Source organism: Modestobacter versicolor (assembly GCF_041028285.1).
Taxonomy (GTDB): Bacteria; Actinomycetota; Actinomycetes; order Mycobacteriales; family Geodermatophilaceae; genus Modestobacter; species Modestobacter versicolor_A.
The window spans coordinates 1-23,380 of sequence record NZ_JABGDB010000013.1; the positions used below are offsets into that span (position 1 = coordinate 1).

At 75.6% G+C, this 23,380-nt stretch carries 24 protein-coding genes, 2 tRNA genes, 1 other RNA gene and 1 pseudogene; 13 read left to right on the forward strand and 15 right to left on the reverse strand.

Going from position 1 to position 23,380, the window contains the following annotated elements; genetic code table 11:
• Positions 1 to 84: 84 nt before the first annotated feature.
• From HL054_RS21855 to HL054_RS21885, 7 genes are all read right to left on the reverse strand, one after another.
• Complete coding sequence (locus HL054_RS21855) at positions 85 to 1,746, reverse strand: VWA domain-containing protein (RefSeq protein WP_369141244.1); 1,662 nt, start codon at positions 1,744 to 1,746, stop codon at positions 85 to 87.
• Positions 1,747 to 1,913: 167 nt separating this feature from the next.
• On the reverse strand, positions 1,914 to 2,906 hold the full coding sequence (locus HL054_RS21860) for a UDP-glucuronic acid decarboxylase family protein (protein WP_369141245.1): 993 nt from the start codon (positions 2,904 to 2,906) through the stop codon (positions 1,914 to 1,916).
• Positions 2,907 to 3,062: 156 nt separating this feature from the next.
• Positions 3,063 to 4,415: an ABC transporter substrate-binding protein gene (locus tag HL054_RS21865; protein ID WP_369141246.1), complete on the reverse strand. Its 1,353-nt coding sequence runs from the start codon at positions 4,413 to 4,415 to the stop codon at positions 3,063 to 3,065.
• Positions 4,416 to 4,492: 77 nt separating this feature from the next.
• Positions 4,493 to 5,653: a branched-chain amino acid ABC transporter permease gene (locus HL054_RS21870; RefSeq protein WP_369141247.1), complete on the reverse strand. Its 1,161-nt coding sequence runs from the start codon at positions 5,651 to 5,653 to the stop codon at positions 4,493 to 4,495.
• A 2-nt stretch (positions 5,654 to 5,655) separates the two neighbouring features.
• Positions 5,656 to 6,540 carry a branched-chain amino acid ABC transporter permease gene (locus HL054_RS21875; RefSeq protein ID WP_369141248.1) on the reverse strand — a complete coding sequence of 295 codons (885 nt, stop codon included), beginning with the start codon at positions 6,538 to 6,540 and terminating at the stop codon, positions 5,656 to 5,658.
• 44 nt (positions 6,541 to 6,584) lie between these two features.
• On the reverse strand, positions 6,585 to 7,349 hold the full coding sequence (locus HL054_RS21880) for an ABC transporter ATP-binding protein (RefSeq protein WP_369141249.1): 765 nt from the start codon (positions 7,347 to 7,349) through the stop codon (positions 6,585 to 6,587).
• Positions 7,342 to 8,235, reverse strand: a complete 894-nt coding sequence (locus HL054_RS21885) for an ABC transporter ATP-binding protein (RefSeq protein ID WP_369141250.1) — start codon at positions 8,233 to 8,235, stop codon at positions 7,342 to 7,344. The genes HL054_RS21880 and HL054_RS21885 overlap by 8 nt, the downstream gene beginning before the upstream one ends.
• Positions 8,236 to 8,406: 171 nt before the next feature.
• Between HL054_RS21885 and HL054_RS21890 the strand changes: the two genes are divergently transcribed.
• Entirely contained in the window at positions 8,407 to 9,627 is a 1,221-nt protein-coding gene (locus tag HL054_RS21890; RefSeq protein WP_369141251.1) for a PucR family transcriptional regulator, read from the forward strand.
• Positions 9,628 to 9,666: 39 nt separating this feature from the next.
• Here HL054_RS21890 and HL054_RS21895 read toward each other — a convergent pair whose 3' ends face one another.
• The 3 genes from HL054_RS21895 to HL054_RS21905 form a co-directional block, all read right to left on the reverse strand.
• Positions 9,667 to 9,900: a DUF2630 family protein gene (locus tag HL054_RS21895; protein ID WP_369141252.1), complete on the reverse strand. Its 234-nt coding sequence runs from the start codon at positions 9,898 to 9,900 to the stop codon at positions 9,667 to 9,669.
• A 62-nt stretch (positions 9,901 to 9,962) separates the two neighbouring features.
• Complete coding sequence (locus HL054_RS21900) at positions 9,963 to 10,877, reverse strand: prephenate dehydrogenase (protein WP_369141253.1); 915 nt, start codon at positions 10,875 to 10,877, stop codon at positions 9,963 to 9,965.
• Positions 10,874 to 11,335 carry a PaaI family thioesterase gene (locus tag HL054_RS21905; protein ID WP_369141254.1) on the reverse strand — a complete coding sequence of 154 codons (462 nt, stop codon included), beginning with the start codon at positions 11,333 to 11,335 and terminating at the stop codon, positions 10,874 to 10,876. The genes HL054_RS21900 and HL054_RS21905 overlap by 4 nt, the downstream gene beginning before the upstream one ends.
• 11 nt (positions 11,336 to 11,346) lie before the next feature.
• On the opposite strand from HL054_RS21905, the gene HL054_RS21910 reads away from it, so the two are divergent.
• From HL054_RS21910 to HL054_RS21925, 4 genes are all read left to right on the forward strand, one after another.
• On the forward strand, positions 11,347 to 11,871 hold the full coding sequence (locus HL054_RS21910; RefSeq protein WP_369141255.1) for a tRNA adenosine deaminase-associated protein: 525 nt from the start codon (positions 11,347 to 11,349) through the stop codon (positions 11,869 to 11,871).
• The gene (locus HL054_RS21915) at positions 11,868 to 12,509 is read left to right on the forward strand and encodes an HAD-IA family hydrolase (protein WP_369141256.1); all 642 of its coding nucleotides are present in this window, start codon (positions 11,868 to 11,870) and stop codon (positions 12,507 to 12,509) included. The genes HL054_RS21910 and HL054_RS21915 overlap by 4 nt, the downstream gene beginning before the upstream one ends.
• Positions 12,510 to 12,642: 133 nt before the next feature.
• Positions 12,643 to 13,101, forward strand: coding sequence for a nucleoside deaminase (locus HL054_RS21920; RefSeq protein ID WP_369141257.1), 459 nt, complete (start codon positions 12,643 to 12,645; stop codon positions 13,099 to 13,101).
• A gap of 10 nt (positions 13,102 to 13,111) precedes the next feature.
• Positions 13,112 to 13,196 (forward strand) — tRNA-Ser (locus tag HL054_RS21925).
• Positions 13,197 to 13,272: 76 nt separating this feature from the next.
• On the opposite strand, the gene HL054_RS21930 is transcribed toward HL054_RS21925, so the two are convergent.
• From HL054_RS21930 to HL054_RS21940, 3 genes are read right to left on the reverse strand one after another with little or no spacing between them, the layout of a single operon-like run.
• Positions 13,273 to 13,758: a hypothetical protein gene (locus HL054_RS21930; protein ID WP_369141258.1), complete on the reverse strand. Its 486-nt coding sequence runs from the start codon at positions 13,756 to 13,758 to the stop codon at positions 13,273 to 13,275.
• Between the two features lie 29 nt (positions 13,759 to 13,787).
• Complete coding sequence (locus tag HL054_RS21935; protein WP_369141259.1) at positions 13,788 to 15,497, reverse strand: serine/threonine-protein kinase; 1,710 nt, start codon at positions 15,495 to 15,497, stop codon at positions 13,788 to 13,790.
• Positions 15,498 to 15,531: 34 nt separating this feature from the next.
• Complete coding sequence (locus tag HL054_RS21940; protein ID WP_369141260.1) at positions 15,532 to 15,879, reverse strand: hypothetical protein; 348 nt, start codon at positions 15,877 to 15,879, stop codon at positions 15,532 to 15,534.
• Positions 15,880 to 16,021: 142 nt separating this feature from the next.
• Here HL054_RS21940 and HL054_RS21945 point away from each other — a divergent pair.
• Positions 16,022 to 16,106 (forward strand) — tRNA-Ser (locus tag HL054_RS21945).
• A gap of 66 nt (positions 16,107 to 16,172) precedes the next feature.
• Here the strand turns inward: HL054_RS21945 and HL054_RS21950 are convergent.
• Positions 16,173 to 17,006 (reverse strand): annotated as a pseudogene (locus tag HL054_RS21950) (DMT family transporter); the annotation flags it as partial.
• 211 nt (positions 17,007 to 17,217) lie between these two features.
• Between HL054_RS21950 and ffs the strand changes: the two are divergent.
• From ffs to recR, 5 genes are all read left to right on the forward strand, one after another.
• An RNA gene (gene ffs / locus HL054_RS21955) (signal recognition particle sRNA small type) lies at positions 17,218 to 17,313 on the forward strand.
• Positions 17,314 to 17,382: 69 nt separating this feature from the next.
• Positions 17,383 to 18,051 (forward strand): YceI family protein, encoded by a 669-nt coding sequence (locus HL054_RS21960; protein WP_369141261.1) that lies wholly within the window; start codon positions 17,383 to 17,385, stop codon positions 18,049 to 18,051.
• Between the two features lie 61 nt (positions 18,052 to 18,112).
• A complete protein-coding gene (locus HL054_RS21965) occupies positions 18,113 to 20,359 on the forward strand; it encodes a DNA polymerase III subunit gamma and tau (RefSeq protein WP_369141262.1) in 2,247 nt (748 codons plus the stop codon).
• A gap of 109 nt (positions 20,360 to 20,468) precedes the next feature.
• Positions 20,469 to 20,804 carry a YbaB/EbfC family nucleoid-associated protein gene (locus HL054_RS21970; protein WP_369141263.1) on the forward strand — a complete coding sequence of 112 codons (336 nt, stop codon included), beginning with the start codon at positions 20,469 to 20,471 and terminating at the stop codon, positions 20,802 to 20,804.
• Between the two features lie 43 nt (positions 20,805 to 20,847).
• Positions 20,848 to 21,444: a recombination mediator RecR gene (recR, locus tag HL054_RS21975; protein WP_369141264.1), complete on the forward strand. Its 597-nt coding sequence runs from the start codon at positions 20,848 to 20,850 to the stop codon at positions 21,442 to 21,444.
• A 119-nt stretch (positions 21,445 to 21,563) separates the two neighbouring features.
• On the opposite strand, the gene HL054_RS21980 is transcribed toward recR, so the two are convergent.
• Positions 21,564 to 21,923: a Rieske (2Fe-2S) protein gene (locus HL054_RS21980; protein ID WP_369141265.1), complete on the reverse strand. Its 360-nt coding sequence runs from the start codon at positions 21,921 to 21,923 to the stop codon at positions 21,564 to 21,566.
• Positions 21,924 to 22,055: 132 nt separating this feature from the next.
• On the opposite strand from HL054_RS21980, the gene HL054_RS21985 reads away from it, so the two are divergent.
• Both HL054_RS21985 and HL054_RS21990 read left to right on the forward strand, forming a co-directional pair.
• Positions 22,056 to 22,814: a VOC family protein gene (locus tag HL054_RS21985; RefSeq protein WP_369141266.1), complete on the forward strand. Its 759-nt coding sequence runs from the start codon at positions 22,056 to 22,058 to the stop codon at positions 22,812 to 22,814.
• A gap of 114 nt (positions 22,815 to 22,928) precedes the next feature.
• Positions 22,929 to 23,378: a hypothetical protein gene (locus tag HL054_RS21990; protein ID WP_369141267.1), complete on the forward strand. Its 450-nt coding sequence runs from the start codon at positions 22,929 to 22,931 to the stop codon at positions 23,376 to 23,378.
• Positions 23,379 to 23,380 lie beyond the last annotated feature (2 nt).

Below are 23,380 nucleotides of genomic sequence, written 5' to 3' on the forward strand. Positions count from 1 at the left end.
CGCGCGTGGGAAGGCGCGCGAAACCGCGCGTGGGAAGGCGCGCGAAACCGCGCGTGGGAAGGCGCGCGAAAGCGCACGTGGGGGTCAGCCGCGGCGGCGGATGGCGTCGAAGAGCACGCCCTGCAGGTCCTCGGGGTCCAGCGCCTGGTACGCCGCACCCCCGGTGGCCGCGCCGACCTGCTCGAGTGCGTCCAGGTCGGCGTCCGGGCCCAGGGCGATGCCGATGACCTTCACCGGCCGGGCGGGGTCGGCCTCGCTGCGCAGGGTGGCCAGCAGCTCGTCGAGCTGGATGCCGGCGTCGTCCTCGTTCTCGCCGTCGGTGATCAGCACGACGCTGTTCACCGACGCCGGGTCGTAGGCCTCCCGGGCGGCCCGGACGGCGGCCAGGGTGGTGTCGTACAGGCCGGTCCCGCCGGGCGCCAGCAGCGAGGGGATGGCGTCGAACTGCTCGGTGAGCAGCTGCCGCTGGGTCTTGCCGCCCACGTCGGCGCCGAAGGGCCGCAGCGGCGCCAGCTCGACGTGGTCGACCGCGCCGTCGAGCTGGGAGGCGAAGGCCCACACGCCCCCGGAGTACGAGTCGGGCAGCAGCGTCAGGGCGCTCTTGGTGGCGTCCCGGGCCAGCGTCGCCCGGGTGCCGCTGCCGGCGGGGGCGTTCATCGAGGTGGAGACGTCGATGACGGTGAGCAGCCGGGACGGCGTGGCCAGGCTGGACAGCCGGCCGAGCAGCGCCTGCAGCGCCGCGGCGTCCAGCTGCATCGCCGCGGGGGCGGCCTCCTGCACCCCGGTGCCCAGCCCCGCGCCGTCCGGGGCGGTGCCCTCGAGGTCGCGGAACCCGGCCGCGCGGGCCCGGTCGCCGACCTCGGCGCCGGTGAGCACCCCGGTCACCGCCTCGACGGCGGCCTGCGCCTCGTCCGCGGCCGACACCTGGAGCACCGGGTAGTCCAGCGACGGCGACCCGTCCCGCGGGTAGACCGCGACGAGGGAGTCCGAGCCCGCCGCCCGGTTGGCGGTGAGCACCTCCTGCTCGCTCACCGGCACGAGCGGTGCGTCGGCGCCGCCCTCGGTCCCGGCGGTGATCGCGTCGGCCGCGGTCGGCACGTCGCCGCGGCCGGCGGCCAGCACGGCCTGGACGACGGCGTTGTCGGCGGCCTCACCGCCGCCCAGCGACTGCCGGACGGCGGCCAGCACGGACAGCCCCTCGGCGCTCGCGGCCAGGTCGGGGACGGCGAGCGGGCGGTCGGTGGTCAGCGCCTCGCCCCAGGTCGGCGGGGTGGTCAGCCAGCCGAGGCCCTCGGCGGCGGCGCGGCTGGTGGCCAGCACCAGCGGCGAGGTCGCCAGCGAGCCGGCGGGCGTGAGCCCGGCGTCCCCGGCGCGGGCGGCCCACAGCGACGAGTCGGGCACCCACACCTGGGGGAGCTCCGGTGCGGCCAGCGCGCCGAGGTCGGCGAGGGTCTGCAGCGGCTCCTCCGCCGTCACCTCGGCGACCGCGCAGGAGTCCTCGTCCAGCGCCGTGGGCTCGGCGAGCAGCCCGCCCACCAGCGACTCCGCCTCGGGGGCGACGGTGACCCGGACGGTCTGCTCGTCGGTGCAGCCGACGGCCACGGCGTCGTCCTCGCGCGACGTCCACCAGAGCAGCCCGGCGGCGAGCACGGCGACGAGGAGGACGGCCAGGCCGCCGAGCAGGGCCGGCCGGCCGGCGAGGCCCGAGCGCGCGCGGGCGCGGCTGTGGGAGGCGTGGCGCCCCATCTGGGTGTCTCCGTCTGTGTGCGAGGTCCCGAGCTGGTGCCCGGCGCGCCAGTGCAGGCGCCCGCCGGGCATCGGTCGGCCGGAACTCTACCCACGCGGGGGACGTCGTTTCCCCCCGCGGTCGGCGCGTCGGCTGCCCGGGCGGGGTGGGGCGTGGTAGGGCGCCGTCAGCCGGTCTGGACGGCGGCGGCCTCGCGCTGGGCGGCGAACCACGCGACGGTGGCGCGCAGCCCTTCTTCGGAGGTCACCGTCGGACGCCAGCCCAGCGCCTGCTCGGCGCGGGTGGTGTCGGGGCGGCGCACCTTGGGGTCGTCGACGGGCAGGTCGATGAAGCCGATCTCGGACGCCGAGCCGGTGAGCCGCACGATCCAGCGGGCCAGCTCGAGCATGGACAGCTCGTCGGGGTTGCCGATGTTCATCGGTCCGGTCTCGGTCGAGAACGCCAGCGCGAGGATGCCGCGCACGGTGTCGTCGACGTAGCAGATCGACCGGGTCTGCGAGCCGTCGCCGGCCACGGTCAGCGGCTCGCCGGCGAGCGCCTGGCCGACGAAGGCGGGGATGGCGCGGCCGTCGTCGGGCCGCATCCGCGGGCCGTAGGTGTTGAAGATCCGCACGATCGCGGTGTCGGTGCCCTGCGAGGTGCGGTAGGCGGTGGTCAGCGCCTCGCTGAACCGCTTCGCCTCGTCGTAGACCCCGCGCGGGCCGACCGGGTTCACGTTCCCCCAGTACTCCTCGCGCTGCGGGTGCTCCAGCGGGTCGCCGTAGACCTCGGAGGTGGAGGCCAGCAGGAACCGGGCCCCCTTGTCCTTGGCCAGGCCGAGGGCGTGCAGGGTGCCCAGGCTGCCGACCTTGAGGGTCTCGATCGGCATCTTCAGGTAGTCCAGCGGGCTCGCCGGCGAGGCGAAGTGCAGCACCAGGTCGACCGGCCCGGGCACGTGCACGTAGTCGGTGATGTCGCAGCGGACCAGCCGGAAGCCGGGGTGCTCCATCAGGTGCAGCACGTTCTCCGGGGAGCCGGTGAGGAAGTTGTCCAGGCAGACCACCTCGACGCCGCGGTCGAGCAGGTGCTCGCACAGGTGGGAGCCGAGGAAACCGGCCCCGCCGGTGACCACCGCGCGCTTGATCTCCCGCGTGCCCCGCACCTGACCTCGTACCGCCATGTCCCGCTCCCGTCCGCCGCGCTGCGCCCTGCTCGCGGGGCGGGTACCCGCAAGATCACCCGGCAACCACTTCGGACGTGAACTGATCCGGACGACGCGGGCCGCCGGCCTCCCGGAGGAGACCGGCGGCCCGGAGCTGCCCCGCCCTGCTGTGCCTCAGTCGACCGCGGACTCCTCGTCCGGGATGCCGTTCTCCGGCGGGGTGGCGGCCTCGACGTCGGACTCGGTGATCTCGGAGTCACCGACGTCGGTCAGCTGGACCGGCCGCACCTCCTCGGTGCTGGTGCCGGTGATCCGGCTGATCGACATGCCGCCGGTGCCCAGGTGGCTGTCCGCGGAGTAGCGGAACGGGGCGAGCACCGGGCCCTCCCAGTCGCCGCCGGCGGTCTCGATCGCCTCGACCAGACCGTCGCGGGTCGGGTTCTGGCCGGCGGCCTGCAGCGCCTGGACCGTCGTGTACGCCTGCGCCATGCCGTAGATCCGGTAGTTGGTCAGCTCGCCCTCCTGGCCCGAGGCGTCCCAGATCTCCTGGAACAGCTGCACCCACGGGTCGTCCGGCTCGTCGACCGTCGGCAGGTAGTCGGTGGTCAGCGTGCCGTCGAGCACGCTGGCGTCGGTCACCTTGCCCTGCGAGAAGTTGTTCAGCAGCGAGCCGACCAGCGTCGGGTCCGAGCCGACGTTGGAGTAGAACCACTGCGGCTGGTAGCCCAGCTGCAGGGCCGCCAGCTGCGACAGCGCGGTGTAGCTGGGCACGTTGAAGCCGACGACGAAGTCGGCACCGGCGGCCTGCAGCGCCGCGATCTGCGGGCCGATGGCGGTGTTGCCCGGGGTGTACCGCTCGGCCGCGACGACCTGGTCGTCGATGAACTCGCGGATGCCGGCCTCGCCGTCCTCGCCGAAGTCGTCGTCCTGGAGGAAGAGGCCGACCTTGGCGTCCGGGAACTCGTCGGCGATGTACTGGCCGATGATCTTCCCCTCGCTCTCGTAGTCGGTCTGCCAGCCGAACGTGTAGGGGTTGGTCTCCGGGTCGTCGCCCCACAGCAGCGACCCCGAGGACACGAACAGGTCGGGCACGCCCTCGCTGTTGAGGAAGTCCAGGACGGCGCTGTGCGTCGGCGTGCCGAGGCCGCCGACGATCGCGAAGACCTCGTCCTCGAGCACCAGCTGGTTGACCACCTGGCTGGTGTTGGTCGGGTTGTAGGCGTCGTCGCGGTAGACGTACTCGACCTGCCGGCCGTTGACCCCGCCGTTGTCGTTCACGTGGTCGAAGTACGCCTGCGCGCCGGTCGGGATCTCGCTGTAGCCGGGGGCGGCCACGCCGGTCAGCGGGAAGTGCGCACCGAGCTTGATCGAGTCCTCGGTGATGCCGATGTCGGAGGCTTCGTTGGCGCCGCCGGAGTTCCCGCCGCCGCCGTCGCCGTCGTCGCCGCCCCCACCGCAGGCGGCGAGGGAGGAGGCGACGGTGGCGGCGGCCAGGACGGTCACGAGACGTCGGGAGGATCTGGACAACGGTTCTCCTCTGGTGCGGCCCGGGCTGCGTTGCCCGGGGGTCGGTGGGGAGCTGGGGTGGAGCCGACGGCGCGTCGTCACCCGGGGGTCGAACGGGCGGCGCGGGTGGCCCGGTGGGCGAGCCAGCGCATCCGCAGGGTGCCGACCAGGCCGGCCGGGGCGAAGATCATCGCCAGCACGAGCACCACGCCGTAGACGAACGGGGCCAGCTGGGCGGCCTCGGTGCTGTCCAGGCCCCAGCCGCTGCCCAGGTCGGTGACGAACGGCGGCAGGAAGACCAGCAGCGCCGACCCGAGCAGCGCGCCCAGCAGGCTGCCCAGCCCGCCGATGACGATCGCGGTCAGCAGCGACAGCGACAGCACGAGGGTGAAGCCGCTGGGCGCGGCGAGCCGGACGACCAGCGCGAGCACGCCGCCGGCCAGGCCCGCCGCCGCGGCGCTGACCACGAAGGCCAGCACCCGCCAGGCGCCGAGGTGGATGCCGGCCAGCTCGGCGGCCACCTCCTGGTCGCGGACCGCCCGCCAGGTGCGGCCGATCCGGCTGCGCACCAGGTTGGCGAGCACGAACCAGGTGACGAGCAGGCAGATGGCACCCACGTACGCCAGCCACTTGGTGTTGGTGGCCGGGTTGCCCGACACCGCGTCGATGAACGCCTCGAACCACTCGGGTGCCCGCGGCGCGCGCACCCGCAGCCCCTGGTCGCCGCCGAGCCAGTCGTTGAAGTAGATGGCCAGCCCGGGCAGGCCGACGGCGAGGGCGAGCGTGGCGCCGGCCAGGTACGGCCCGTGCAGCCGGGCGGCCGCCACGCCGACCAGGGCGCCGACCGCGATGGCCACCACCGTCGAGGCGAGCAGGACGACGGGCAGCGGCAGCGGTTCGTCCGCGGACAGGAACAGCGCGGTCGTGTACGCGCCGACGGCCATCAGGGCGCCGTGGCCGAGCGAGATCTGGCCGTTCATCCCGGTCAGCACGGTGAGCCCGCCGGCGGCGATCGCGTAGTAGCTCAGGGTGGCGAGCTGGGAGTTGGTGAACGGGTCGGTCACCTCGAGCAGCACCACGGCGGCCACCGCGCCCACGACCACCAGCAGCAGGTGGCGCAGCAGCGTGGAGCGGGGGAGGAGGGTCCGCCCGCCGGTGGCCGCTGCGGACGGGGCGTCGGCCGCGGCCGTCGCCGCGGTCGGGGGGTCGTCGGTGGCCGCGCCGGCGACGACGGAGGTCGGGCCCTGGAGGTCGCTCACGGTCACGCCCTCCGGGCCGTGCTGCTGGCGAAGATCCCGCCGGGCCGGACGAGCAGCACCACCATCAGGATCACCAGGGCGGCGACGTTCACCAGCGCGCTGCCGCGCTCGACGTAGCCGCTGACGTAGGACAGCGCCAGGCCGAGGAGCAGCCCGCCGACGACGGCGCCGACGGGGGAGTCGAGCCCGCCGAGGATGGCGGCGACGAAGCCGAAGACGATGAGGCTGTCCATGTAGGCCGGGTAGACGAACTCGCCGCCGGCGATGAGCAGGCCGGCCAGCGAGCCGACGACGGCGGCGAGCGCCCAGCCGAGGGTGAGCATCCGGCCGACCTTCACGCCGAGCAGCCGGGCCACCTCCTGGCCGAAGGCCGCGGCGCGCATGGCCAGCCCGACCCGGGTGAACCGGAACAGCACCACCAGCAGTGCCATGACCAGCAGCACCGAGCCGATGACGTAGAGGCTGGTCGGGGTCAGTGCGATCCGGTCGTCCCCGACCTGGAAGCCCTCGAGCCCGAACGGCGTGGGGAAGGACTGGAACGACGAGCCGAAGACGATCGCGATGGCCGCCTGGATCGCGACGAAGAGGCCGAGCGCCACGATCACCGCGTTCAGCTCGGGGCCGCCCTCGACCGGCCGGATGACGACGCGCTCGACGACGGCGCCGAGGACGAACCCGGACACGAGCGCGACCACCAGGGCGACCCAGTAGGACTGGCCGTCCTGGATGAGGGCGAGCGCGATGAACGTGGTCGCGGCGGCCATCGAGCCCTGGGCGAAGTTGACGATCCGGGTGGACCGCCAGATCAGCACCAGGGCGAGGGCGAAGGCCGCGTAGACCATGCCCTCGGTCAGCCCGGTGAGGGTGACGTTGACGAAGTACTGCACGGGGAGGGTGCCTTCCTGCGGTGCGGGTCCGGCGGTGGGGTGGGTCAGAAGCCGAGGTAGGCGTGCCGCAGGTCCTCGTCGTCCATCAGCGCGCGGGCGGAGTCGGTGACGACGACCCGGCCGAGGTTCAGCACCACGCCGACGTCGGCGACCGACAGGGCGCTGCGGGCGTTCTGCTCGACCAGCAGGACCGACAGCCCCTCGGTGTCCACGAGCCGGCGGAGCAGCCCGAAGATCTGCGCGACGATCCGGGGCGCGAGGCCCAGGGAGGGCTCGTCGAGCAGCAGGACGCGTGGCTGGGCCAGCAGCGCCCGGCCGACGACGAGCATCTGCCGCTCGCCCCCGGAGAGCACGTGGGCCGGCTGGTCGCGGCGCTCGGCGATCCGCGGGAAGAGGTCGTAGACGCGGTCGAACTCGTCGCGGCCGACCTTGCCGCGGAACAGCGAGCCGACCCGCAGGTTCTCGTCCACGGTCAGCTCGGCGATGACGCCGCGGCCCTCGGGGACGTGCGCCATGCCCTTGCCGACCATCGCCTCGACCGGTGCCGCGGTGACGTCCTCGCCGTCGAGCAGCACCCGCCCGGACGAGGACCGGACCAGCCCGCTGATCGTCCGCAGCAGCGTCGTCTTGCCCGCCCCGTTGGCGCCCAGGACGGCGGTGATCCGGCCGGCCCGAGCGCTCAGCGAGACGCCGTCCAGGGCGCGGACGGGGCCGTAGGAGCTGGACAGGTCCTGCACCTCGAGCGCGGCGGGCGCGGTCGTCGTCCCGCCGGGGACCGCCGTGCTGCCGTGCGGCCGCGGGTCAGCCACGGTGGCCTCCCCCCTCGGCGTCCGACAGCGCGGCGGCGTCCGCCTCGACGTCCACGTCGTCGCCCAGGTAGGCCTCGGTGACCGCGGGGTCGGCCTGCACCTCGGCCGGCGTGCCCGCCGAGATCTGCCGGCCGGAGTCCAGCACGGTGATCCGGTCGCAGACCCGCATCACCAGGTCCATGTGGTGCTCGACGAGCAGCACGCCCATCCGGCCGGAGAGCGTGCGGATCAGCTCGCCGAGCTCGTGCATCTCGTCCTCGCCGAGCCCGCTCGCCGGCTCGTCGAGCAGCAGCAGGTCCGGGTCGGACACCAGCGCCCGGGCCAGCGCCACGCGCTTCTGCACCGGGTAGGGGAGCCCGCCGGGGTACCGGCCGGCGTACCGCTCGGCGCCCAGGTCGGCCAGCGCGGCGGTGGCGCGGTCGCGGAGGGCGCGCTCGTCGGCGTCCGACCGCGGCAGGGCGAGCAGTGCGGAGGCGAAGCCGGCCCGGGCGTGCCGGTGGGCACCGACCATCACGTTCTCCAGCACGGTCATCCCGGCGAAGAGCCCGACGCCCTGCAGCGTGCGGGCGATGCCCAGGCCGGCGAGCTGGTGGGGGCGCAGCCGGCGCACCGGGCGGCCCCGCCAGACCATCGCCCCGGCCGAGGGCCGCACCAGCCCGCAGGCGACGTTGAACAGCGTCGTCTTGCCTGCGCCGTTGGGGCCGATCAGCCCGTGCACCTGGCCGGGCTCCACCACCAGGGAGACGTCGGACAGCGCGGTCACCCCGCCGAACGCGACCGAGATGCCGCTCAGCTCCAGCCGGGAGGCGGGGGCCGTGGCTGCGACCCCCGTGCGGCCGGTCGCGGTGCTGCCTGCAGTCGGGGTCGGCTGCGCCAACGGGCCCACGGCTCCTCTGCCTCGGGGTCCCCGTCGACCGCGCAGGACGCGGCGGGCGAGGGTCGGCTGGTCCGACCCCGTGAGCGTGCGGGCCGGTGAGGACGGTCACAATGGGCGCGCAGCACAGCGATCCGTGACGGAGCCTGTGCGCTGTGCCGTGTGTCACAAGGGGGTGTTCCGGTGCAACCGTTCCGACCGGAGGTCTCCGCGCGCCTCGCCGAGCTGGCACCGCCGCTGCTCGGTCAGCTCGATGCGATGACCTCCCGCATGATCGGCATCCTCGAGCGCAGTGAGGGTGCCTACGCCGACCGGGGGCCGGCCGTGATGGCCGAGCTGTTCGAGTCGACCCGGAGCAACCTCGAGCGCGGGGTGCGCACGCTCACCGGGCACGCCGACGACGGCGGCCGGTCGGGGCTTGCCGCGGCACGGGAGGTGGGCCGCCGACGGGCCGCCCAGGGCGTGCCTCTGGAGACGGTGCTGCGCGCCTACCGGCTCGGCGGCCAGGTGACCTGGGAGGCGCTGCGGGCCGCGGCGCGGGACGTCGACGAGCCCGGCGACAGCGACGTCCTGCTGGAGGTGGCCGGGTCGGTGTGGCACGTCAACGACGTGCAGTGCGCGGCGCTCGCCGAGGCCTACCGCGCCGAGGAGCGTCGGCTGGCCGCCATCGACGACCGGGCCCGGCAGCAGGTGCTGGACGGGCTGCTCGGCGGCCGGGGCGGTGACCCGGTGTTCGTCCGGACGGCGTCCGAGCTGCTCGCACTGCCGCTGGAGGGCCGGCTGCTGTGCGCGGTGGCGCCGCCGGACGACGCGGGCGGGCCGACGCTGCCCGACCCCGGCGCGCGGCTGCTCAAGCGCGGGGTCCGCTCGGTCTGGGGCTGGCGCGGTGGTGCCCAGGTCGGGATCGTCGCGCTGGGCACCCGCCGGCCGGCCGACGTGCTGGCCTGGCTGGGGGAGTGGGCCGAGGGGCCGGTCGGGGTGTCGGCGGTCGTCGAGGGCGCCGCGTCGGTCGGCACGGCCTGGCGGCTGGCGGACACCGCCGCCCGGACCCTGCCCGCCGGCGAGGCGCGGGTGGTGGGCATCGACGACCGGCTGCCCGAGGCGCTGCTGAGCAGCGCGCCGGAGATCGCCCGCCGCCTGGTGGACCAGTCCCTGGGGCAGCTCCTCGAGCTGCCTGGTGAGGAGTCCGAGGTGCTGCTGGACACGCTGACCGCGTTCCTGGCCGCTGACGGCTCACCGACCCGGGCGGCCGAGCAGCTCTACTGCCACCGGAACACGGTCATGCACCGGCTGCGACGGATCGAGCAGGTGACCGGCCGGTCGGTGGCCGACCCCCGCGCCCGGCTGCAGTGGCAGCTGGCGTTGCTGGGGGCCGGTCACGCCGGGCCGGCCGGGACGGGCTGAGCGGCCCCGTCCCCATCGCGCTGGGGACGGGGCCGTCCGCTACTGGAGGTAGCTCTCGACCTGGGGCTCGGGGCGGGGCTGCGCCTCGTCGGGGTCGTTGCCGTACTGGCGCTTGGCGTCGCGCTGCCGGATCAGGTCCCAGAGCTGGTCCCGGTCCTCCTCGATCTGCTTGAGGCGGGCACGCTGCTCGTCGGTGTGCTCGCTGGCGTTGCGGAGCGCGTGCTCCTCCTCGACCAGTGCGTCGATCTTCGCGTGGATGTCCTTGTCGTCCATGTCTCCCTCTCCTCGTGCGTCGTGATCACCTTGCCCGCTGGCTGCGGGTCCCACTCCTGCGGTCAGAGCTCGGGCACCCAGCCCTCGACGAACGCGGCCAGCCGCCGGCTGACCGCGCCGCCGGAGCGACCCAGCGCGAGCAGCGCGGCCCGCTCCAGGGGCACCCGCACCGGACGGCGGCCGGTGCTCGCGGTCCGGACGGCGTGGCCGTCGGCGACCAGCTCCGCCCACGGCCGGGCCAGCTGCGCCCGCACCCGGTCCAACGCGGCGGTGGTGGGGCCGGCGTTGCCCTCGACCAGCGCGGTGACGAACGCCGGGTCGCTGCCGACCACCCGGGTGCCGTCGCGGAAGCTGCCGGCGGCCAGCGACAGGGCCAGCGGCCCGGCCTGCCCGGCGGCGGCGGCCAGCGCGGCGGCCAGCAGGTGCGGGACGGCGCTGATCGCCGCGACCGCGTCGTCGTGCTCGGCGGCGGTGACCGGCACGACCTCGGCGCCCACGGTGAGCGCGATCTCGGCGACCCGCAGCCAGCGGTGCAGGTCGGTGCCCGGCTCCAGGCACAGCGCCCAGCGGGCGCCGGTGAACAGGTCCGGGTCGACGGCGGTGTGGCCGGACCGCTCGGTGCCGCACATCGGGTGACCGCCGACGAAGCGGTCGCCCAGCGCGGCCCCCAGCGCGGTGAGCACCGGCACCTTCACCGACCCCAGGTCGGTGACCGTGGCGCCGGGGTCGACCCGCAGCCCGTCCAGCGCGGTGGCCATCGCCGGCAGCGGGACGGCCAGCACCACCACCCCGGTGAGCTCCTGGCTGACCTGCACGCCGTGGTCCTCGGCAGCGGCCCGGGCGGCGGGGTCGACGTCCCAGCCGGAGACGGGGCGGCCGGCGGCGGCCAGGGCGGCCGCCAGCGACCCGCCCAGCTGGCCGAGCCCGACCACCGACACCGGCGGCACCGGCATGGTCGGGACCGGGAAGCCGGTCACGCCGTCGCCCCGGACGTGCCGGTCGCGCCCCAGGGCGTGCCGAGCCGGAACACCCGGGCGAGGGCGGTGGCCACCCGCCGGCCGTCGGTGGTCGTGGCGTCGATCCGGTAGACCGCCGTCCGGCTGGTGCGGTGCAGCTCGACGCCCTCGGCGACCAGCTGGTCGCCGGGCCGGCCGGGGGAGAGGAACTCGGTGTGCACGTCCTGGGCCACCGCGACGGTGCCGTGGCTGTTGCTGACCGCGCCGTGCACCACGTCGAGCAGGGCCATGGTGGCGCCGCCGTGCGCCGTCCCGACGGCGTTGAGCAGCTGCGGGCCGACGGTCATCGTGGCGCGGGCGTACCCGGGCCGGACGTCGGTCAGCTCGATGCCCAGGTGGGCGGCGAGCGGGTCGGCGGCCAGCGCCCGGAACAGGGCCGGGTCGACGGGCGTGCTGTCGTCGTCCGGGGCGTCGGCCATGATCAGAGGCTATGACGCCCCCGCCGGACGACGGCACCCCGTTGCGGCAGAGCTTCGCGGTCCGGGTCGGCCGGGACGGCGACCGCTGGCGGTGCGAGCTGCTGGCGGCCGACGCCGGCGACGAGCTGCCGGTGCTGGAGCGCGCCCTGGGCGAGCCCGGCGCCGCGGGCTGGCCGGGTCCGTTCGTCATCGTGGTCGACAGCCGGCTCTACTTCGTGGTGCTGCGGCTCGGCCCGGGCGGGATGGTGCGCGCGCTGATCTCCGACGCCACCTTCCAGGAGTGGGTGCTCGCCGCGGAGGTGGTGGAGCGCTACGGCATCCCGGTCGAGACCGGCACCACCGTCGACGACGCGTTCGACGACGACGGGCAGGGCTGGCCGGGCGGGGACCTCGACGTCTTCTCCGACGCGGGGCTGCCCGCCGAGGAGCTCACCCGGCTGCTGGACTCCGACGAGCTGTGGGCCGACGAGATGGTGCTGCGGATCGCCGAGCGGCTCGGGTTCGCCGACCAGCTGCTGGCGGTGGCGGCCCCGTGAGCACCGTGTCCGCGGTCGTGTTCGACCTCGGCGGGGTGCTCACCGAGAGCCCGATGACGGCGTTCGCCGCCTACGAGGCCGAGGCCGGGCTGCCCGACGGGCTGGTGCGCCGGCTGAACAGCACCGACCCGGACACCAACGCCTGGGCCCGGTACGAGCGCCGCGAGCTGGACGAGGCCGGGTTCCGGACGGCGTTCGAGGCCGAGGCGGCCGCGGCGGGCCACACCGTGGACGCCGGCCGGGTGCTGGCAGCGCTGCACGGCGACCTGCGCCCGGCGGTGGTCACCGCCGTCCACCGGCTGTCCGAGGCGGGTGTGCCGCTGGCGCTGCTGTCGAACAACGTCGCCCCGATGGAGCGGGCCGGCCCGCTGGGGGAGCTGCTGGCGCTCTTCGACGTGGTGGTCGAGTCCTCGGTCGAGGGGGTGCGCAAGCCCGAGCCGGCGATCTACGAGCTGGCGCTGCGGCGGCTCGCCGCGGCGGTGGGCCGGCCGATCGCCCCGGCGGACTGCGCCTACCTCGACGACCTCGGCATCAACCTCAAGCCGGCCCGGGCGCTGGGCATGCACACGATCAAGGTCACCGACCCGGCCGAGGCGCTCGCCGACCTGTCGGCGCTGACCGGGCTGGACCTGGCATGAGGTGCCCCTCCGCCAGTAGAGCCCTGCCCACTCCTGTGGGCAGGGCTCGAGCTGCGGCGCGAGGTGCCTCCGTGACCGGTAGAGCCCTGCCCACTCCTGTGGGCAGGGCTCTACTCGCGGCGGAGGTGTCCGCATGAGCGACGACGAGGCGATGCTGCGGGCGCTCGAGCTGGCCGCCGCCGCCCAGGAGTGGGGCGACACGCCGATCGGTGCGGTCGTCCTCGGACCGGACGGCGCGGTGCTCGCCGAGGCGGCCAACGAACGGGAGCGGCGGGGAGACCCGACGGCGCACGCCGAGGTGCTGGCGCTGCGCGAGGCCGCGCGGGTCCACGGGGACGGCTGGCGGCTGACCGGTGCGAGCCTGGTGGTGACGCTGGAGCCGTGCACGATGTGCGCTGGGGCGAGCGTGCTGTCCCGGGTGGCGCGGGTGGTCTACGGCGCCGACGACCCGAAGGCCGGGGCTGCCGGGTCGCTGTGGGACGTCGTCCGCGACCGCCGCCTCAACCACCGGCCCGAGGTGGTCGCCGGGGTGCGGGCAGCGGAGTCCGCCGCGCTGCTACGCGCCTTCTTCCGCGCGAAGCGGGGCCTGTAGTCTCTCCGGCGGTGGCGTGTCCGAGCGGCCGAAGGAGCACGCCTCGAAAGCGTGTGAGGTGCAAGCCTCCGTGGGTTCAAATCCCACCGCCACCGCGTCCCGACGGCGGCGCCCGATCCACACCGGATCAGGCGCCGCCGTCGTCGTCTCCGGGGAGTCGGTGCCGACCGGTCAGCAGTTGGCCTTGCCGTAGTCGTCCACCGCGGTGCCCGAGTCGATGAGCTCGGTCTGCAGGGTCTGCAGCTGCGGGGCGAGACCGGTGTTGGCCGAGGGGTCGGTCAGGTCGGCCTGGGCGATCAGGTCGCGCATGCCGGTCCACGCGGTGACCAGCCGCTGCCACTCCGGCGCCACGTCGGCCGGCGGCTCGACCGCGGAGATCCGCTCCACGGCGTCGTCGAGCAGCGCCGGGGCGCTCTGCGGGTCGGCCTGGAAGCCCTCCAGGTCGCCGGCGATGTCGGAGAGCAGGTCGGGCACCTCGGTGCAGAACGTGTCCTTCTTCTCCGCGTCGGCCTCGGCCGCTGCCTCGGCTGCCGACTCCGAGGACGAGCTCGCATCGCTGGTGGCGGGACCGGACTCGTCGTCGGAGGAACACCCGGTGAGCAGGAGTGGGGCCACCACGAGGGGCAGCAGGAGGGTGCGGTAGCTGAGAGTGCGCATCCGGTCACCTTAGCGTGAGCTGTGCCCCGTCACGGCTGGACGTCGTAGTCGATGAGCAGCCGGCCGTCCTGGCCGCGCACCAGCGTGATCACGTGCTCCTCCGGCTCCACGTCGCCGTCGGTGTCGGTGTACGTCACCGGGGCGGTCGCCTCCAGCGAACCGTCCTGCGCCTGCACCGGCCCGAGCTGCACGGCGCTGAAGTCGCTCCAGAACCCGATGTAGTCCTCCCGGCTGCCGATCTCCGCGCGCAGCCGCGGCCCGGTCAGCTCCCAGGCCTGCTCCGGCGAGCCGGGCAGCAGGGCGTAGTAGCTGGTGATCGCCTGCTGCACCTCCTCCGCACTCCCGGGTGCCGGGCCGGCCGGGGTGGTCTCCGGTGCGGTGGTCGGCGTGGTCTCCGGTGCCGGCGGCGAGCTCGACGCCGCGGTCGGCGTCGCGGACGGCGACGTGCTGGGCGCGCTGCTGGGCACGCTGCTCCCGGTGGCGTCCGCGGACGGCGTCCGGTCGCCGTCCTGACCGAGCTGCCAGACGACGAGCGCCGCCACCAGCGCCGCGGCGACGAGCAGCGCGGCCAGCACCGCGAGCCGCCGCCCGCGCCGACGCCGCGGGGGCCGGGCGGTCGGGCGTGGCGCCGGCGCGGCCCGGGGCGGGACGTCCACCGGCGGGGCCACGGCTGCCGGCGGGGGTGCGGGCTCCGGCGTCCCGGGCGGGGGGACGACCGCGGCGGGCTCGACCGCCGTCCGGGCCGGTGGCGGCGTGGTCGTCCCGGCGGGTGTCCCGTCCGCCGGTGCGGCGGTCGGGACGGCGGGCGGCACGGCGGGCTGCTGCCCCCCGGCCACCGGCCGGACGTCGGTCAGCGTCGGGGGGAGCGGCGTCCGGGCGGTGAGCACCTCGGTGACGTCCCGGTCGCGTCCGGCGGCGAGCTGGGCCAGCTGGTCGCGGACCTCGGTCATCGACGGCCGCTTCGCCGGGTCGTTGTGCAGCATCCGCATCAGCTGCCGGGTCAGTACGCCGGCGTGCCGCGGCCGCTGGAAGTCCCCGCCGGCCACCCGGTAGAGCATCTCCAGCGGGTTCTCGGTCATCCCGAACGGCGGCGTGCCCTCCAGGCAGGCGTAGACGGTGGCGCCGAGGGAGAAGACGTCGCTGGCCTCGTCGGGTTCCTGGCCGCGGGCGACCTCGGGCGCCAGGTAGGCCGGCGTGCCCTTGACCACGCCGGTCTGGGTCAGCGAGACGTCTCCGCGGGCCCGGGAGATGCCGAAGTCGGTGATCTTCACCAGGCCGTCGCTGCGCTCGCCCTCGCCGATCAGGATGTTGCCGGGCTTCACGTCGCGGTGGATGACGCCGGCCGCGTGCACGGCGATGAGCGCGTCGGCGACCTGCGCACCGATCTGGGCCACCTGCTGCACCGGCAGGGTCCCGCCGTCGGCGAGCACCTGCGCCAGGCTGCGCGAGGGCAGGTACTCCATCACCAGCCACGGGGTGCCGCCGTCGTCGACCATGTCGTAGACCGACACGGCGTGCGGGTGCGTCAGCCGGGCGGCGATCCGTCCCTCGCGCATCGCCGCCTCGCGGTGCCCCGCGGTCGCCTCGGGGTCGCTGCCGACCGGGATCAGCACCTGCTTGACGGCGACGTCCCGGCCCAGCAGCTCGTCCCGGGCCAGCCACACCGCCCCCATCGCCCCGCCGCCGAGGCGGGAGCGCAGCAGGTACCGCCCGGCGACGCGGGTGCCCGGCGCGGTCACCCCGGTGCCGATCGCACGCCCGCCCGACCGCGGGTCAGGCGGAGACCGGGGCGCCGTAACGGCGCGCGTACTCCGTCTGGGCGCCCTCGGGCAGTGCGTCGTACAGGTCGGCGAGCTCGGTGATCGAGCTCTGCGGCAGCTCGTCGAACAGCTGCGACCAGCTCGGCGGGTCGTCGTGGGCGCGGGTCAGCAGCAGCTCCCAGGCCCGGGTCTGCCGGTCCCGCTGCGCCCGGTCGGCGACCATGCCCGACAGGTACTGGTCCTTGGCCGCGTCCTTCTCGGCGCGGGTGGCGTCGGCCGGGAGGTTGCTGGGGTCGGTCTCCTGCAGCGCCGTCACGATCGCCGCGACGACCTCGGGGCGCACCTGTTCGGTACTGCTCATCGTCCGGTCCCTCCGATGCGTCGGCCCGGCGGGTGCTCGCCGGGGTGTGGTCACTCAACCACTCCCGGGCCCCGCGGGCTGCTCGGGCGGAGGGGGAGCGGCTGACTGCTCCGGGGGTGCCCGGTAGAGTGGCCGTGCACTTGGAGGATTCGCCTAGTGGCCTATGGCGCTCGCTTGGAAAGCGGGTTGGGTGCAAGCCCTCGGGAGTTCGAATCTCCCATCCTCCGCAGGTAGAGCGCCGTCACGGCGCCGAGCATGAGCAGGCCCCCCACCAGCGCGGTGGGGGCGAGCCGCTCGCCGAGCAGGCCGACGGCCAGCGCCGTCGCGGTCAGCGGCTCGAGCAGCGTCACGATCGAGGCCACCGCCGCGGGCACCGCCCGCACCCCGGTGAAGAACAGCCCGTAGGCCAGCGCCGTGGGCACCAGCCCCAGGTAGAGCAGCAGGGCCAGCGACAGCGGGTCGGTGGTGAGGTCCAGCCCCGCTCCCAGGGCCACGGGCGTGAGCAGGACGGCGCCCACGGCGAAGCCGGCGGTGGTCGTCGGCACCCCGTCGGGCACCCGGGACGACGTCAGCACCACCCCCGCGTAGGCGACCGCGCAGCCGACGGCGGCGGCGGCCCCCAGCAGCACGGCGTCCCCGTCGTCCCCGCCGGCGGAGACGCCGACCAGCAGCACCAGCCCGGCCAGCGCCACGGCCAGGGCGAGGCCGGTCGCCCGGTCGGGGCGGCCGTGCCCGAGGACGGCGGCGCCCACGGCCACCAGCAGCGGGGCGAGGCCGAGCGCGACGAGGGTGGCGATGCTCACCCCGGCGGTGGCCACGGCGGCGAAGTAGGCGCTCTGGTAGACCGCCAGGCCGGCGCCGACGGCGGCCAGCCGCCACCGCAGCGCGCCGTCCAGCCGGGTACGGGTGCCGGCGCGGGGTCGGGCGAGGTGGACGGCGAGCAGGGCGGCGGCGCCGATCGCCATCCGGTGCCAGGCTGTGTCGAGCGGGTCCAGGCCGGCGCGGTCGGCCACCAGGTCGCCGGTGAGACCGGACGTGCCCCAGCACAGCGCAGCGAGGACGACGAGGGCGAAGCCGCGCGAGGGGGTGGTCCGGCGACCCCGGGCCGGGGCGGTGCTGGTGGTCATGGCGCTCCTGGGTGGGGCCGGTGCGGGGGTCGCGGTCCGGAGCGCCGGGCAGGGTCGGCCAGGCCCCCGTCGCCCCGGGTCAGGAGCGCGGCGGGGGCAGCACGAGGAGGTGCCCGGTCATGGGGCGGCAGCGTAGCGGGGGCGGCAGGCCGCGGCACCGGGTTTCCGGGCAGGGCCCGTCCGCACCGGCCGGCCGTCCTCTACAGTGGACGGCGACCCCTCGTGCGGCGTCACCCTGTGAACCTCCCCAGGGCCGGAAGGCAGCAAGGATAAGCGGGCTCTGACGGGTGTGCGGGGGGTCCCTTCCTTTCCGGTCTCACATGTTCCTCCCAGGTTCGTGCGCTTTGATGCATGAACCTTCAACGAGGGAGACGCGATGCCGAGTCGCCGTACGTGGTTGATCGCCGGTGGGGCGCTGGTCGTCGTCGCCGCCGGTGCGATCGGGGGGCCGCTGGTCTACGCCGCCCTCGAGGAGGACGCCCCGCCGGCGCCCACCGTGCAGGCCCAGCCCTCGGACGCCGCGCTGGTCAGCGAGACCGACGGCAGCTGGACCGTCGGCACCGGCTCGTCCGCGGGCTACCGCGTGCACGAGGTGCTCAACGGCGCCGACGTCACCGTGGCCGGGACCACCGACCAGGTGACCGGCGCGGTCGTGATCGGCGGCGGCGACCTCGCCGATGCCGACGTCACGGTGGACGTCGCCTCGATCGCCACCGACAACGGGCGCCGGGACGACTACTTCCGGGGCAACGTGATGGACGTCGGGGCCAACCCGACGGCCACCTTCTCGGTGACCCAGCCCGCCGACCTGCCCGAGCTCAGCGGCACGCCGGTCACGGTCCCGGTCACCGGTGAGCTCACGCTGCGCGGGGTCACCCAGCAGGTGCAGACGGAGATCTCCGTCGTCCGGACCGCCGAGGGCGTGGACGTGTCCGGGTCGGTGCCGGTGACCTTCGGCGACTACGGCATCGGCCCGCCGAACCTGGGGTTCGTCCGGGTGGACGAGCAGGGCGAGGTGGAGTTCTTCCTGCGCCTCACCCAGTGATCCCGGACGCTCCTGCCCCGGGTCGCGCCGGAGCGTCGGTGCGGGCGGCTAGCCTCGCGGCGTGGCACTGGCGCTCTACCGGAAGTACCGCCCGGCGACCTTCGCCGAGGTGGTCGGGCAGGAGCACGTCACCGCGCCGCTGATGAACGCCGTGGACAGCGGGCGGATCAACCACGCCTACCTGTTCAGCGGCCCGCGCGGCTGCGGCAAGACCTCGTCGGCGCGGATCCTCGCCCGTTCGCTCAACTGCGAACAGGGGCCGACGTCGACGCCGTGCGGCGTCTGCGGATCGTGCATCTCGCTGGCGCCCGACGGCCCCGGCTCGATCGACGTCATGGAGATCGACGCGGCCAGCCACGGCGGTGTCGACGACGCCCGCGACCTGCGCGAGAAGGCCTTCTTCGCCCCGGTGCACAGCCGCTACAAGGTCTACATCGTCGACGAGGCGCACATGGTGAGCTCGCAGGGCTTCAACGCCCTGCTCAAGGTGGTCGAGGAGCCGCCGGAGTTCCTGGTGTTCGTCTTCGCCACCACCGAGCCGGAGAAGGTCCTCTCGACCATCCGCTCGCGCACCCACCACTACCCGTTCCGGCTGGTGCCGCCCAGCACGCTGCGCGGCCTGCTGGAGCGCACCTGCGCCGCCGAGGGCGTCACCGTCGAGCCGACGGTCTTCCCGCTGGTGGTGCGGGCCGGCGGCGGCTCGGTGCGCGACTCGCTGTCCATCCTCGACCAGCTGCTGGCCGGCGCCGGCCCCGAGGGCGTCACCTACCGCACGGCCGTCGGCCTGCTCGGCGTCACCGACGAGGCGCTGCTCGACGAGGCCGTCGACGCGCTCGCCGCCTCCGACGCGCCCGGGGTGTTCCAGGCCGTCGACCGGGTGGTCGAGGCCGGGCACGACCCGCGCCGCTTCGCCACCGACCTGCTCGACCGGCTGCGCGACCTGATCGTGCTCGACGCCGTGCCCGAGGCCGGTGGCAACGGCCTGCTCGACAGCCCCTCCGACCGGATCGACGTGATGAGCCGGCAGGCCGCCGCGCTGGGCGGCGCGACGCTGTCCCGGATGGCCGACACGGTGCACGCGGGCCTCACCGAGATGCGCGGGACGACGGCGCCCCGGCTGCTGCTGGAGCTGGTCTGCGCGCGGATGCTGCTCCCCGGCGTCGACAGCTCGGCGACGGCGACGCTGCAGCGCCTGGAGCGGCTCGAGCGGCGGATGTCCATCGCCGGCGAGCACGCCGGTCGCCCGGAGGCGGCGGTCGCGGCCGCACCGGTCGCCGCGGTCCGCCCCCCAGCCCCGGCCGCCCCGGCCGCCCCGACCGCCCCCGCACCCGCCGCTCCGGCACCCGCTGCCCCCGCCGTCCCGGCGCCCGCCCCGGCGGAGCCGGCCGCCGCCCGCCCCGCCTACGTGCGCCCCTCCCAGGCCCGGCAGGCGCCGGCCCCCGCGGCCCCGGCACCGGCGAAGGCCGCCGCACCCGAGGGCGACGACGGCTGGCCGGTCACCGCACGGCCGGGGGCGATGGCCTCGAAGCCCGCACCTGCACCCGCTCCCGCCCCGGCGGCCGGGCCGCCGGGCGGTCGGCCCCGCCCGCCGGTCGCCACCGGCGACCCCGACGTCCCGCTCCCGCCGGAGCCCACCGACGACGAGGACTGGCCGACCCCGGCAGCTCCGCCGCGCAGCGCCCCGCCGGCCGCCGCCCCGACGGCGACCGGGTCGTCCGCCGCTCCGGCGCCCGCCTCGGCTCCGGCCCCCCGGGCCGCCGCGGAGTCCGCCCCCGCCCCGCGCGGCGGCGACCCGACGCCGCTGGTCACGGCGACCCCGGCCGAGCCGGCCGGCGACGACGGCGCGCTGACCACGGCCGACGTCCGCCGCATCTGGCCGGAGCTGCTGTCGGTGGTCAAGCGGCACAAGCGGACCACCGAGGCGTTGCTGAAGAGCGCCCAGGTGCACGACCTCACCAACGGCACGCTCACGCTGGCGGCCACGTCTCCCGCGCTGGCCAAGATGCTCGGCGACGACCTGAACCGGGACATCGTCCGGCAGGCGCTGGAGGAGCTGCTCGGCGTCCGCTGGAAGGTGCAGGCGGTCGTCGACACCCCCGGCCAGCCGTCGGCCGGGCCCGCGGTGACCCCGGAGGCGGCCCGGGCCGCCGCCCAGGCGGCCGAGAGCGCCGAGGCCGACGAGCTGATGGCCGAGCGCGCAGCGGACGTGTCCGTCGACGGCGCGGACGCCGCCCCGGCGCTGGACCCCGAGGCGGCCGCGCTGCAGCTGCTGCGCACCCAGCTCGGCGCTCGCCCCATCGACAGCTGAACGAGGAACCCTCGCCCCCCACGACACGCTCCGCGCGCCGCGGGACCCTGCGAGGGGGCCGACAGCCGCGTCGACCGCGATCGTCGGTGGGAGCACCTACTCTCGGGGCATGGGACCCGGAGGCCAGCCCGACATGGGCGCGTTGCTCAAGCAGGCGCAGCAGATGCAGCAGGCGCTCGTCGCCGCGCAGGAGGAGCTCGCCGGCGCGGAGGTGACCGGGTCGGCCGGCGGTGAGCTGGTCACCGTCACCCTGACCGGCAGCGGCGACGTCGTCGCGCTGACCATCGCCCCCGCCGCCGTCGACCCCGACGACGTCGAGACGCTGCAGGACCTGGTCGTCGCCGCGTTCCGGGACGCGCAGCGCGCCGTCAACGAGCTCGCCGCCACCACGATGGGCCCGGTGACCGGCGGTCTCGGCGGCGGCCTGGGTCTGCCCGGCTTCTGACCCACCGGGGCGACGCACCGTCGTCCCACCTCGAAGGAGAACCGTGTACGAGGGCGCTGTCCAGGACCTCATCGACGAGCTCGGGCGGCTGCCCGGCGTCGGTCCCAAGAGCGCGCAGCGCATCGCCTTCCACCTGCTGGCTGCGGAGTCGGCCGACGTCGCCCGGCTGGTCGCGGCGCTGCAGCGGGTGCAGGCCGAGGTCCGCTTCTGCGTGACCTGCTACAACGTCGCCGAGGGCGAGCAGTGCCGGATCTGCCGCGACCCGCGGCGCACCCTCGACGTGATCTGCGTCGTCGAGGAGCCCAAGGACGTCGTGGCCATCGAGCGCACCCGCGAGTTCAAGGGCCGCTACCACGTGCTGGGTGGCGCGATCAGCCCGATCGAGGGCATCGGCCCCGACGACCTGCGGGTCAAGGAGCTGATGACCCGGCTGATGGACGGCCAGGTCACCGAGCTGATCATCGCCACCGACCCCAACCTGGAGGGCGAGGCGACCGCGGCCTACCTGGCCCGGCTGGTCGGCCCGCTGGGGCTGGCGGTCTCCCGGCTCGCCAGCGGCCTGCCGGTGGGCGGCGACCTGGAGTACGCCGACGAGGTCACCCTCGGCCGGGCGTTCGAGGGCCGTCGCCGCATCGCCTGAGGAAGGTCGAAGGACCCCGCTGCCCCCCGCTTCGCAGGCTCAGCGGGGGCCCCTGCAGCGGGGCCGGGGGCCGAGAGCGGGGGCCTGCCGCGGGGCAGAGCTCCCTCCGGGAGGAGGGGTCAGTCGTCGACCACGACGTCGTCGCCGCGCCGGGTGGCCCGGCGGACGCGGAGGCGGACCACCTGGCCGAAGCGGCGGACCAGGCCGGTGTAGCCGGGGGTCGGACCGTGGTAGCCGAGGAAGCCGCGCGGTCCGGCCACCATCTCCCCGGTGTGCAGGTCGTAGCGGGCCTGGTGCCAGGGGCAGACCAGGCAGCCGTCGGCGTCCACCGTGCCCTCGGCGAGGTCGGCCAGCTGGTGCCGGCAGCGCCGGGAGACCGCGGTCAGCCGCCCGCGGTCGTTGGCCACCGCCCACGGGCCGGCGGGACGCACGGCGCCGGGCGGGAGGTCGGCGGCGGGGATGTGCTCGGACGTCGGCACGGGTGGGACCTCCTGGTCTCGGTCGGTGCCCGACGCCTTACCCGGCGCAGCGACGTGCAGACCTCGCGCCCGGGCCGGGCCGTCCTGTCGGTGCCCGGTGGGACGGTCGACCCCCCGACGCGAGGAGGAGTCATGCCCGTCCGCACCACTCCCTGGCCGAACGGCACGCCGTGCTGGGTCGACCTGGGCACCCCCGACCCGGACGCCGCCCGGGCCTTCTACGCCGCCGTCCTGGGCTGGACGTACTCCGGCGGCGGCCCCGAGGAGTTCGGCTACTCGATGTGCCTGCGCCACGACCGCAAGGCGGCCGGCCTGGGCCCGCAGCAGGACCCGGCCGACCCGCCCCGCTGGACGACGTACTTCGCCGCCGACGACGTCGACGCCTTCGCCGGCCGGGTCACCGCCGCCGGCGGTCGGCTCCTGGCGCCCCCGATGGACGTGGGCCCGGCCGGGCGGATGGCCCTCGGCGCCGACCCGCAGGGCCACCCGTTCGGGCTCTGGCAAGCCGGCACCACCACCGGCGCGGAGATCGTCAACGAGCCCGGCTCGCTGGTCTGGAACGAGGCAGCGGTCGACGACCCGGCCGCGGCCCGGGACTTCTACACCGCCGTCTTCGGGTTCCGGTGGGACGAGCTGCCGGAGTCCGGCGGCTACTGCACCTTCGTCACCGACGACCGGCCGCTGGGTGGCCTGGGCGGCGTCTCGCCCGGCCTGCCCACGGGCTGGTCCACCTGCTTCTCGGTGGCCTCCTGCGACGAGGCGGTCCGGGCCGTCGAGGCAGGTGGCGGGAAGGTGCTGCTGGCCGCCCAGGACACCGAGTTCGGCCGCTTCGCCGTCGTCGCCGACCCCTGGGGGGCGTCTTTCTCGGTGATGTCGGAGATCCCCGCCTGAACACCTGACATCTGGCACCTGTGCCCGCCGGGTCGCCCCGGTCAGGCTGGTCACCGGGTCGGCGTCCCGGCCCGGTGACCGAGCCGGCCGTGTGGCCCGGGAGGGGTGGTCCGGGTGCGCGACGTCGTCCTGCTGCTGCACGTGGTCGTCGGTACGAGCGGCCTGGCGCTGGGCCCGGCCTGGCTGGTCGCCCGGCGGCGTGGACACCCCGCGCACGCCCTGGCGGTGGCCTACCAGGCCGCGGTGGCCGGGGTGGTGTGCTCGGCCGCGGTACTGGCGGTCACCGACCCGGGCCTCCGCTGGCTGCTGCCGGTCGCCGTCGTCACCGAGGTGCTCGCGGTCACCGGTGCGCTGGCCCGGCGCCGCAGCTGGCCGGCGTGGCGCAGCTGGCAGCCGCACCTGCTCGGCGGCTCCTACGTCGCCCTGGTCACCGGGCTGCTCGTCGCCGAGACCGGCCACCCGGTGGCGTGGCTGCTCCCGACCGTGCTCGCGCAGCCGCCGATCGCCCTTGCGAAGCGCCGGCTGCACGCCGTCGCGGCTCCGCCCGCCCACGTCCCGGCGTGATC

What these genes read in the sequence shown, in the direction of transcription:
- HL054_RS21855 (WP_369141244.1), bottom strand. Translation starts at nt 1,746, where the DNA reads ATGGGGCGCCACGCCTCCCACAGCCGCGCCCGCGCGCGCTCGGGCCTC.
- HL054_RS21860 (WP_369141245.1), bottom strand. Translation starts at nt 2,906, where the DNA reads ATGGCGGTACGAGGTCAGGTGCGGGGCACGCGGGAGATCAAGCGCGCG.
- HL054_RS21895 (WP_369141252.1), bottom strand. Translation starts at nt 9,900, where the DNA reads ATGGACGACAAGGACATCCACGCGAAGATCGACGCACTGGTCGAGGAG.
- HL054_RS21905 (WP_369141254.1), bottom strand. Translation starts at nt 11,335, where the DNA reads ATGGCCGACGCCCCGGACGACGACAGCACGCCCGTCGACCCGGCCCTG.
- HL054_RS21910 (WP_369141255.1), top strand. Translation starts at nt 11,347, where the DNA reads ATGACGCCCCCGCCGGACGACGGCACCCCGTTGCGGCAGAGCTTCGCG.
- HL054_RS21920 (WP_369141257.1), top strand. Translation starts at nt 12,643, where the DNA reads ATGAGCGACGACGAGGCGATGCTGCGGGCGCTCGAGCTGGCCGCCGCC.
- HL054_RS21930 (WP_369141258.1), bottom strand. Translation starts at nt 13,758, where the DNA reads ATGCGCACTCTCAGCTACCGCACCCTCCTGCTGCCCCTCGTGGTGGCC.
- HL054_RS21940 (WP_369141260.1), bottom strand. Translation starts at nt 15,879, where the DNA reads ATGAGCAGTACCGAACAGGTGCGCCCCGAGGTCGTCGCGGCGATCGTG.
- HL054_RS21960 (WP_369141261.1), top strand. Translation starts at nt 17,383, where the DNA reads ATGCCGAGTCGCCGTACGTGGTTGATCGCCGGTGGGGCGCTGGTCGTC.
- HL054_RS21970 (WP_369141263.1), top strand. Translation starts at nt 20,469, where the DNA reads ATGGGACCCGGAGGCCAGCCCGACATGGGCGCGTTGCTCAAGCAGGCG.
- HL054_RS21985 (WP_369141266.1), top strand. Translation starts at nt 22,056, where the DNA reads ATGCCCGTCCGCACCACTCCCTGGCCGAACGGCACGCCGTGCTGGGTC.